Raw genomic sequence first — 9239 nt, 5'->3', positions numbered from 1 at the left:
CGACCTTCCCGGTCCCGGCCCCGGCGGTCTGATCCCCGGACACCGCCCGGCACCACCACGCGCCGCACCCCCGGGGGAGGTGCGGCGCGTGGTGGTGCCGGGCGGTGTCCGGGGATCAGACCGCCGGGGCCGGGACCGGGAAGGTCGGGTACTCCACGCCGGAGACGTGCTGCACGACCCGGATGACCTGGCACGAGTAGCCGAACTCGTTGTCGTACCAGAGGTAGAGGATCGCGTTGTCGCCGTCGACCTTGGTCGCGCCGGCGTCGACGATCGACGCGTGGCGCGAGCCCACGAAGTCCATCGAGACGGCGTCGGGGGCCGTGGTGAAGTCGATCTGGCGCTTGAGCGGCGAGTGCAGCGAGACGTCGCGGAGGTACTCGAGCACCTCGTCGCGGGTGGTCTCGCGGCCCAGGCGCAGGCTCAGGATCGCGATCGAGACGTCCGGGACGGGGACGCGGATCGAGCTGCCCGTGATCGGGGCCTTGAGGTCCGGCAGCGCCTTGGCGACGGCCGAGGCGGCACCGGTCTCGGTGATCACCATGTTGAGCGGCGCGGAACGGCCGCGGCGGTCCGCCTTGTGGTAGTTGTCCAGGAGGTTCTGGTCGTTCGTGAACGAGTGGACCGTCTCCACGTGGCCGCGCAGCACGCCGTACTCGTCGTCCATCGCCTTCAGCGGCGGCACGATCGCGTTGGTGGTGCAGGAGGCGCAGGACAGGATCTGCTCGTCCGGCTTGATCGTGTCGTGGTTGACGCCGTGCACGATGTTCGGCACGTCGCCCTTGCCGGGCGCGGTCAGGACGACCTTGTCGATGCCGGGGCGCAGGTGCTTCGACAGCCCCTCGCGGTCGCGCCACTTGCCGGTGTTGTCGATGAGGATGGCGTTCTCGATGCCGTACGCCGTGTAGTCGACCTCGGAGGGGTCGTTGGCGTAGATGACCTTGATCGTGTTGCCGTTGGCGACGATCGTGCTGTTCGCCTCGTCGACCGTGATCGTGCCCTGGAACTGGCCGTGGATCGAGTCGCGGCGCAGCAGCGAGGCGCGCTTCACGAGATCCTGCTCGCCGCCGCCGCGGACCACGATCGCCCGCAGACGCAGACCGTTGCCCGAACCGGCCTTCTCGATGAGCAGGCGGGCGACGAGGCGGCCGATGCGGCCGAAGCCGTAGAGGACGACGTCGCGTCCGTCGCGGCGCTCGGTCTTGTTCTCACCGGTGGCACCGGCGACGGCCTCGGCGGTGAACTCCGCCACCGAGAGACCGCGGTCGTCGGTCTTGTAGTCCGCGGCCAGCACGCCGATGTCGATCTGGCAGGGGCCGAGGTCGAGCGTGGTCAGCGTCTGGAGGAAGGGCAGCGTCTCGACGACCGAGAGCTCCTCGCCGGCGATCTGCCGGGCGAAGCGGTGGGTCTTGAGAATGCTGACCACCGACTTGTTCACCAGGGAGCGGCTGTGGACCAGGACGGTGATGTCCTGCTCCCGGTGCAGCTTCCCGATGATCGGGATCATCGACTCCGCGATCTCCTCGCGGTTCTTCCAGCTGGTGAACGAGTCGTCATTGACAGTCACAAGTTTATCTTTCGAGCTAGGCGGCGCTCATATGCTAACCCCCGGCTCGTTTGATCGATCAAGAGGGTGGCGAAGGTCACGGGAAGGCCAGGTTCCGGAACACCTCGCGGACCCTGGCCAGCGGACCGGGGTCGCGTGTCAGCCGGAGCCGGTTGGTGAGCAGGACCGCCCAGCGGCCGCGCGTCGGCGACACCCACATGCCCGTGCCGGTGAAGCCGAAGTGCGACCAGACGTCGTCCGCGGGCCCCGTGTACGGGGCCGGATGCCAGAACAGGCCGCGGGGCGGTTCGAGCCCGCCGGTGTGGACGCGGAGCGACCCCGCCGTCCACGCGGGCGAGAAGGTGCCGGGCCGCGGCGCCAGCAGATGGCGGAGGAAGCCGCCGACGTCGCCGGCGGTGGTGAACACCCCGGCGATCCCGCAGGCACCCCCGAGGAGCCGGGCCGAGAAGTCGTGCACGGTCCCCTTCAGGGGCCGACCGCTCTCCTCGTCGTACTCGGTGGGCGCGCACCGCTCCCGGAGCGCGGCGGGCAGTGGCCCGTACCGGGTCTCCGTCATCCCCAGCGGCGACCAGACCAGCTCCTGGGCGAGCCGGGGGAGCGGACGGCGGGTGAGATGCTCGGCGAGGTAGCCGAGGATCAGGGCCGCGCGGTCGGTGTACGCGACGGCCTCCCCGGGCCGGTGCCGGAGGGGCTCGGCGAGGACGCCGTCCCGTACGTCCTGCGGGTCGGAGCCGTACAGGTGCCGGAGGTTGGCGCGGAGCGGCAGGCCCGCGGTGTGCGTCAGGAGGTGGTGCGCCGTCACGTCCGCGAGCGGCCGCCCCGCCGCCTCGGGCCAGTAGTCGCCCAGCGGGGCCGTCAGATCGAGCTTCCCGCCGTCGACGAGGACGCCGGTGACCGCCCAGACCGAGAGGATCTTGGTGAGGCTGGCGACGTCGAAGAGGGTGTCGTCCCGCGCCGGCCCGCCGGGCTCCGCCGGGTCGAGCAGGCCGACGGACCCGGCCGAGAGGGTCGTCCGGGCGTCGCCCACGGCCCACACCATGCCGGGACAGACGCCCGCGCGCACGGCGTCGGAGAGGAGCCGCTCGAAGGGGTCGCTGCGCTGCGCCAAGGCGGGCCTCCGGACGGTTGAGGGCGGCCCTGGCCTGGTGGGCCGCGCTCCGGAGTCATGCCCATGCCGTACGGGAAGACACCCTTCCGGGTGGCCGTCTCCCGCCGGCCGTCGGCCGGTCACCCGGCGGGTCTGGCGCCGGCCGTCAGCCCGTCACCCGGCGGTGGCCCGTCACCCGGCGGTGGCCCGTCACCCGGCGGTGGACCGTCAGCCCGTCACCCGGCGTCCGCCGCCTTGTCGGGCTCCTCGACCGGCTTGCAGGTGACCTCGTCGCGCGGGGTGTAGTGGGTCTTGAACGTCTCGCGCTTGACCTCGGCGCCGTCGTTCTTGAACACCCGGTCCACCGAGATGTCGAAGCCCTCCAGCGGCGGCTGCGGCACGCACGCCTTGCCGGTGCCCTCGGCCTTCTTGGGCTCCGTCAGGTTGGTGCGCTTCCCGGCGACCGCCTCGACGGAGTCGTACTTCTTCGTCCCGAGGAAGCTCACGGTGACGGACGTGTCCGTCGCGCCCGCCTTGATGTAGATCGGCTTCCCCGAGTCGTTGCGGAACTTGAGGTCGAGCGAGCCCCAGGCGACCGTCGCCTCGCGGCCGGCCGGGTAGCGCTCGATGTAGAAGGAGTGGGCGCCGTACTCGACCGGCTTCACGCCGGCGAAGAACATCGCGTTGAACATCGTGGTGGCCATCGCCGAGACGCCGCCGCCGGGCGCGGAGCGGTACTGGCCGTCCAGGATCATCGTGCCGTCGACGAAGCCGTTGTCCGGGGTGCGCTCGCCGACCGTCTTGTTGAAGCTCCACACCTCGCCGGGCTGCACGAGCGAACCGTTGATGAGCTCGGCGGCCCGCCCGATGTTCGTCGTCCGGTACGGGGCCGCCGGGAAGTTCACCGTGTACGTCGACATCTCCTCGGTGATCCCGAGGCGCGCCAGGGACTCCGAGGTCAGCTCCGGCTGGGTGACCTTCGTGGCCACCGGGGCGGTGCGCGCGGCGTCGCCGGACCGGGTGAGCAGCGGGCGCACGGCGTCGCCGAGGGCCTTCGCGGTCACCTCGTGCCCCGGCTTGCCCTCCGACTCCACATAGGCCTTGCCGTCCCGCACGCCGAGGGTCGCCTCCACGGGCGCGCCCGTCAGGACGGAGATCGGGTCCGCGACGTCCGGGTCGCGCAGCAGCGCCTCGGCGTCGAGCGCGGCCGTCAGCCGGCCGGCGTCGTTCTTCACGGTCAGGTGGTCGCCCAGGGTGGCGGCGGAGATCCGCAGCCGGTCCGTGCCCGCGGTGAGGGTCACCGGGCCGGAGACGGCCGGCTTCGCGTACGTGTCGAGGAAGCGGGTCACCTCGGCCGCGGGCAGCTTCGGCCGGGTCACGGCCACGGGGAGCGCGACCGGGCCGGCGCCGGTGGCGGGATAGGCCGCGCGCAGCGCCTCGACGGCTCTCCCGGCGTCCAGCTTCTGCCCCGTGACGGGCCGGGTCTCGACGGCCTTGCCCGCGCGGAAGGCCACGGCCCCCTCGCGCACAGGGCGGTCGCTCGTGCGGGCCAGCTCCGCCACGACGGTCTTCGCCTTGCCCGCGTCGTACGCGAGGACCGGCTGGATCTCGCGCTCGCCTGACGAGAAGAGCCGCCCGATGACGGTGATCGGGTCGCGGGCCGGGTCGGCCGCCCGCTCGGCCGTCTTCGCCACGTCCACGGTGAGGCCGGCGGACGCCGGGGTGACCGTGGCGGCACGGTCGCCGACCCGCACCGGGATCGGCGCGCTCCACGCGGCCGGGGCCTCGGCCGCCAGCCTGGCCTCGGCGTCGGCCCGGCTCATGCCGCCGATGTCCACGCCGCCGACTCGGGTGCCGGCGGATATGTCGTCGCCGGTGGCGACGAGCCCGGCCACGTACAGGCCGCCCGCCGCCACGGCGACGACGCCCGTCGCGATCGCGGCCGTCCGCAGACGCGGACGGCGCCCCCGCGGGGGCGTCTGGGCATGGTGGGTCGTGGAGCGGGGCACACGCTCTCCCGTGGCGTCGAGGAACAGGGGACACCCGACGGTACGCCGAAAGAGTGTCTTATGCACATAAGGGTGGTTTGACCTGCGGAGATACCGAGAGGGTCGGAGGGGGCGCGGAGAGTCACCACCTGGAGCCGGGCGCGCCCCTGGCGTGCAGCCCCACGGCCTGAGCCGGACCACCCCCACGGCCGGGGCCGGACCACCCCCACGGCCGGGGCCGGACCACCCCACGGCCTGGGCCGGACACCCTCACGGCCCTAAGCTGGACCGACTGCCTCTTCACCGAACCCGCCGGCGGCGACCTCGGCCTCGCCGCAGCCCGGCGGGACGCCGCGGAGCGAGGACCACGGGACCGCGCGTGACCACGACCGCCACCCCCTCCTTCCGGCCCGTCCTCGACCGCATCGCCGATGAGGTCGCCGCCCTCACCGACCGGGGCACCCCGGCCGACTACATCCCCGCGCTCGCCGCCGGCGACCCCACCGACTTCGGCATGGCCGTGGCCGAACTCGACGGCACCGTCTACGGGGTGGGGGACTGGCGGCGGCCCTTCTCCACCCAGTCCGTCACCAAGGTCTTCACCCTCGCGCTCGCCCTCGCCGGAGAGGGCGACGCGCTCTGGGCCCACGTCGGCAGGGAACCCTCCGGCGACCCCTTCAACTCCCTGGTACAGCTGGAGTACGAGAACGGCATCCCCCGCAATCCGTTCATCAACTCCGGCGCCCTCGTCGTCACCGACCGCCTGCACCGGCTGACCGGCGACGCCTCGGGCAGCCTCCTCGCCTTCCTGCGCGCCGAGAGCGGCAACCCGGACCTGGCCTTCGACGCGGACGTGGCCGCGTCGGAAGCCGCCCACGGGGACCGGAACGCGGCCCTCGCCCACTTCATGGCCTCCTACGGCAACATCACGGGACCGGTGCCCGCGCTGCTCCGCGAGTACTTCCGCCAGTGCTCCCTCGAAGCGTCCTGCGCCGATCTGGCCCGGGCGACCGGCTTCCTGGCACGCCACGGCGTACGGTCCGACGGCACCCGGCTGCTGAGCCTCAGCCAGGCCAAACAGGTCAACGCCGTCATGCTCACCTGCGGGACGTACGACGCCGCGGGCGAGTTCGCCTACCGGGTCGGCCTTCCGGGCAAGAGCGGGGTCGGCGGCGCGGTCGTCGCCGTCGTGCCCGGGCGCTGCACCCTGTGCGTCTGGAGCCCCGGCCTCGACGCCCGGGGCAACTCGGTCGCCGGCGTGACCGCTCTCGACCGCTTCACGACCATCACCGGCCTGTCGGTCTTCTGACCCCGCGGTCCGCCCCCAGCCGCTCCGCCCCCGCGGGCGCGGCCGGGATCCGCCCGGCCCCCGGCGCCCCTCCGCGCTCCGGTAACGGGCATTTCCGCCGGTCGGGGTGGGCATGCTGCCGGGGTGTGTGCCGGACCGCCCGACCGAGGAGGACCCGTATGACCGTCCCGACCCGTATCCGCACCTCCGCGAAGGCCGTCGTCCTGCACGAGGGAGCGATCCTCCTCACCCGGAACCTCTGGAACGGCAAGGAGTGCCACTTCCTCCCCGGAGGAGGCCAGGAGACCGGCGAGGTGCTGCCCGACGCCCTGCGCCGGGAGGTTCTCGAAGAGACCGGCCTGACCGTCGAGGTCGGCCCCCTGCTCTGGGTCCTGGAAGGCTGGACGGAGGACACCGCCGCCCTCGCCTCGGAGAACTTCCACCGGGTCGAGATCGTCTTCCTCTGCAGCGTCGAGGGCAGCGCCGAACTCGTCGGCGGCGCCGCGCAGGACATCGACCAGATCGGCCTCGACTGGGTCCCCCTGGAGAGCATCGCCTCCCTCGGAACCCTGTCGAGCCGCTACCGCGACCACCTGACCCCCCTGACGGCCGGCACCGTCCCCCGCGCCGCCTACCTGGAGCGCTGAGCGGCCTCCGGCCTGCGGGCCTCCACCAGGGTCCGCGCGGAGTGGGCCACGAACGGCCCCTCCGCACGGATCAGCCCGTCGAGCTCGCGCAGCCGGGGCAGCTGGGACTCCACCGTGAACCCCGGCACGATCCAGATGACCTTGCGCAGGAACCAGACGACCGCCCCGATGTCGTGGAACTCCATCCGCAGCCGCTCGGAGCGCACACCGACGACCTCAAGCCCGGCCTCGCGCGCCGCCGCGGCCTCGTCGTCGGGATGCCGGTGCCGGGCCGCCTCGGGCTGCGGGCCCAGGAAGTACTCGACCAGTTCCCAGACGCTCGCGGGACCCACGTGCTGGGCGAGGTAGGTGCCGCCGGGCCGCAGCACACGGGCGATCTCCGCCCACCACACCGTGGCCGGATGGCGGCTGGTCACCAGGTCGAACGCCCCGTCGGCGAAGGGCAGCGGAGGCTCGTCGGGATCGGCGACCACCACGGCGCCCCGCGGATGCAGCAGCGCGGTGGCCCGCGCGAGGTTGGGCGGCCACGACTCGGTGGCCACCATCGTCCGCGGCAGCGCCGGCACACCGGCCAGGACCTCGCCGCCACCCGTCTGGACGTCGAGGGCGGCCGAGGCGCGCGCGAGCCGGTCGCCGAGCAGCCGGTGGTATCCCCAGGAGGGCCGCTGCTCGGTCGCCCGCCCGTCGAGCCAGGAGAAGTCCCAGCCGTCGACGGACGCCTCGGAGGCCTCCGCGACGAGTTCTTCGAAGGTACGTGTCATCCCCCCATCATCCGCGGGGGGCGGGGGCGCGGCCCCGGCGACCTGCCGGAACCGCCGACGGGTCGCGCGGCCGACGGCGTCAGCGGGCCGCCGGCCGCGCGTCCGCGTCCCACCCCTCCACCACTCCGGGGAGCTCCACCCGGGAACGGATGCCCAACCGGGCGAACACGCCCCGGAGGTGGTGGTCCACGGTGCGGGGGCTGAGGGACAGGCGGTCGGCGACCTCCCGGTTGGTGGCGCCCCGCGCCACCAGACGCACGATGCGCTGCTGCTGCGGGGTCAGCTCCCGCGGCGCCCCGAAGCCCGCCGCCCCGCCCGTGGCGCCTCCCGTCGCACGGAGTTCGGAGCGCGCGTGCGCGGCCCAGCCCTCCGCCGCGGCCCGCTCGAAGGTCACCAGGGCGTCCCGCAGCGGACCGCGCGCGTCTCCCGGCCGCCTCCGCCGCCTCAGCCACGCGCCGTACGCGAGCAGGGTGCGAGCCCGCTCGAAGTCGTTCCCGCAGCCGTCGTGGTGGCGCACCGCCTCGCGGAACCAGTACGCCGCAGCCTCGCCCTCCGCGAGCAGGGCACGGCAGCGGGCCGACTGCGCCCGCGCGGGCCCGTCGACGCCCAGGGCGGCCCAGGCCGCGTACTCCCCGGCCGCCTCCCGGGCCTCCGCGACCCGGCCGGCCGCGACCGCGGCCTCCACGAAGCACGGGACCACCAGCATCCGCAGCGCGAAGTGACCACCCCGGGGACCCGGCAGGACCAGCGGCCCGAGCCGTGCGGCCGCCTGCGCCGCCAGCCCGCGCCCCATTTCGTCCCGGGCCAGCGCCCACTCCGCGAGCGTCGCGGCCTGCACGAGACCGTGCGGTCCCGCGGCCGCCAGCGCGCGCCCCGCGTGCTCCGCGACGGCGGGACCGTCGCCCGCCACGGACGCCACCAGGGCCAGGACGGCGTGCTGGTGGGCCGCGACGTTGTACTGCCCCGTCGACTCCGCCGTCCGCAACCCCTCCCGCGCCGCGCGCGCGGCCCTGCCGTACCGCCCGGCCCGCAGCTCGGCGTAGGCGAGCTGCTCGAGCGCGTGGGGCAGCAGGGCGGTACGGTGCTCCGCCCGCGCCCGGACCAGTGCCCGGGCGTGGATCCGCGCCGCCGCCGCGGTGTCGCCGATGACCAGCGCCGCCGACCCGGCTCGGAGCAGCAACCGGGGGTCGTCCGCGCCCCCGTCCCCCTGCACCACCCGGGTCAGAGCCGTGCGGGCCTCGTCCAGCCGTACGGTCAGCGCGGCGCTCAGCCCCTCGGCGAAGTCGCGCTCCAGACCGCGCACCTCCTCCCCGCCGTCGAGGGCGGCCAGGCACGCCGCCACGTCGCCGCCCGCCCACGCCGCCTCCATCGCCAGGAACCGGGCGTCGGACGCCTCCACCGGCGCCCGCCCCCGCAGCAGCTCCGCCGCCTGGAGGAGCGCCTCGTGGGCGTGCATCACCGGGCCGCCGGCCAACGCGGCGAGTCCCCGCACCAGTTGGGCGCGGCCGCGGGCGAGCGTCGAGAGCCCGCGGACGCCGGCGGGCGGCCCCAGCCGATCGGCACGATGACCCGCGCCCCGCGCGAGCGCCGCTCCGACCGCCGCACGGTCCGCCGGAGACGTCTGGCCCACCGCCGTACGACCCTCCGGGGCCGGCCCGTCCGCTGCGTGGCCGCGTGGCGCGGGGGAGGCCGGGCCGTGGACCCGTGGTGCCTCCCGCCAGGACGTACCGGTGGAGGCGAGTGCCGCGCGCCCGAGGAACGGGTCGTCGAAGTCGACCGCCCCGCCCTTGCGCCGGCGCAGCAGTCCGTCCGCGACCAGCCCCAGGCTGACCGCGGCCGGGGCGCGGGCGCTGCTCGCCGACCTGTGCCCGGTGGTCGCCCCCGCGGGGCCGGTCGGGGAG

The 9239-nt window shown here is 74.5% G+C and carries 7 protein-coding genes; 2 read left to right on the top strand and 5 right to left on the bottom strand.

Going from position 1 to position 9239, the window contains the following annotated elements:
- Window positions 1-115 precede the first annotated feature (115 nt).
- The 3 genes from EAO70_RS01940 to EAO70_RS01930 all read right to left on the bottom strand — a co-directional run bounded on the left by EAO70_RS01940 (window position 116) and on the right by EAO70_RS01930 (window position 4663).
- The gene (locus EAO70_RS01940) at window positions 116-1567 is read right to left on the bottom strand and encodes a glyceraldehyde-3-phosphate dehydrogenase (RefSeq protein ID WP_148001303.1); all 1452 of its coding nucleotides are present in this window, start codon (window positions 1565-1567) and stop codon (window positions 116-118) included.
- Window positions 1568-1643: 76 nt separating this feature from the next.
- On the bottom strand, window positions 1644-2675 hold the full coding sequence (locus EAO70_RS01935; protein WP_148001302.1) for a serine hydrolase domain-containing protein: 1032 nt from the start codon (window positions 2673-2675) through the stop codon (window positions 1644-1646).
- A 215-nt stretch (window positions 2676-2890) separates the two neighbouring features.
- Window positions 2891-4663, bottom strand: a complete 1773-nt coding sequence (locus EAO70_RS01930) for a VanW family protein (RefSeq protein ID WP_148001301.1) — start codon at window positions 4661-4663, stop codon at window positions 2891-2893.
- A 358-nt stretch (window positions 4664-5021) separates the two neighbouring features.
- Between EAO70_RS01930 and EAO70_RS01925 the strand changes: the two genes are divergently transcribed.
- Window positions 5022-5951: a glutaminase gene (locus EAO70_RS01925; protein WP_148001300.1), complete on the top strand. Its 930-nt coding sequence runs from the start codon at window positions 5022-5024 to the stop codon at window positions 5949-5951.
- 158 nt (window positions 5952-6109) lie between these two features.
- Window positions 6110-6577, top strand: coding sequence for an NUDIX domain-containing protein (locus tag EAO70_RS01920; RefSeq protein ID WP_148001299.1), 468 nt, complete (start codon window positions 6110-6112; stop codon window positions 6575-6577).
- Here the strand turns inward: EAO70_RS01920 and EAO70_RS01915 are convergent.
- Window positions 6562-7338 carry a class I SAM-dependent methyltransferase gene (locus EAO70_RS01915; RefSeq protein ID WP_148001298.1) on the bottom strand — a complete coding sequence of 259 codons (777 nt, stop codon included), beginning with the start codon at window positions 7336-7338 and terminating at the stop codon, window positions 6562-6564. The genes EAO70_RS01920 and EAO70_RS01915 overlap by 16 nt on opposite strands.
- A 79-nt stretch (window positions 7339-7417) precedes the next feature.
- Window positions 7418-9239, bottom strand: a 1822-nt coding sequence (locus EAO70_RS01910) for a helix-turn-helix domain-containing protein (protein ID WP_148001297.1), incomplete at its 5' end; no start/stop codon positions are given.

Origin of the sequence: Streptomyces sp. adm13(2018) (assembly GCF_008042145.1) — a bacterium.
Classification (GTDB): domain Bacteria; phylum Actinomycetota; class Actinomycetes; order Streptomycetales; family Streptomycetaceae; genus Streptomyces.
This window is presented reverse-complemented; position numbering and strand designations above follow the sequence as displayed.

Coding starts and splice junctions, on each gene's coding strand:
- EAO70_RS01920 (WP_148001299.1), top strand. CDS start 6,110: ATGACCGTCCCGACCCGTATCCGCACCTCCGCGAAGGCCGTCGTCCTG.
- EAO70_RS01915 (WP_148001298.1), bottom strand. CDS start 7,338: ATGACACGTACCTTCGAAGAACTCGTCGCGGAGGCCTCCGAGGCGTCC.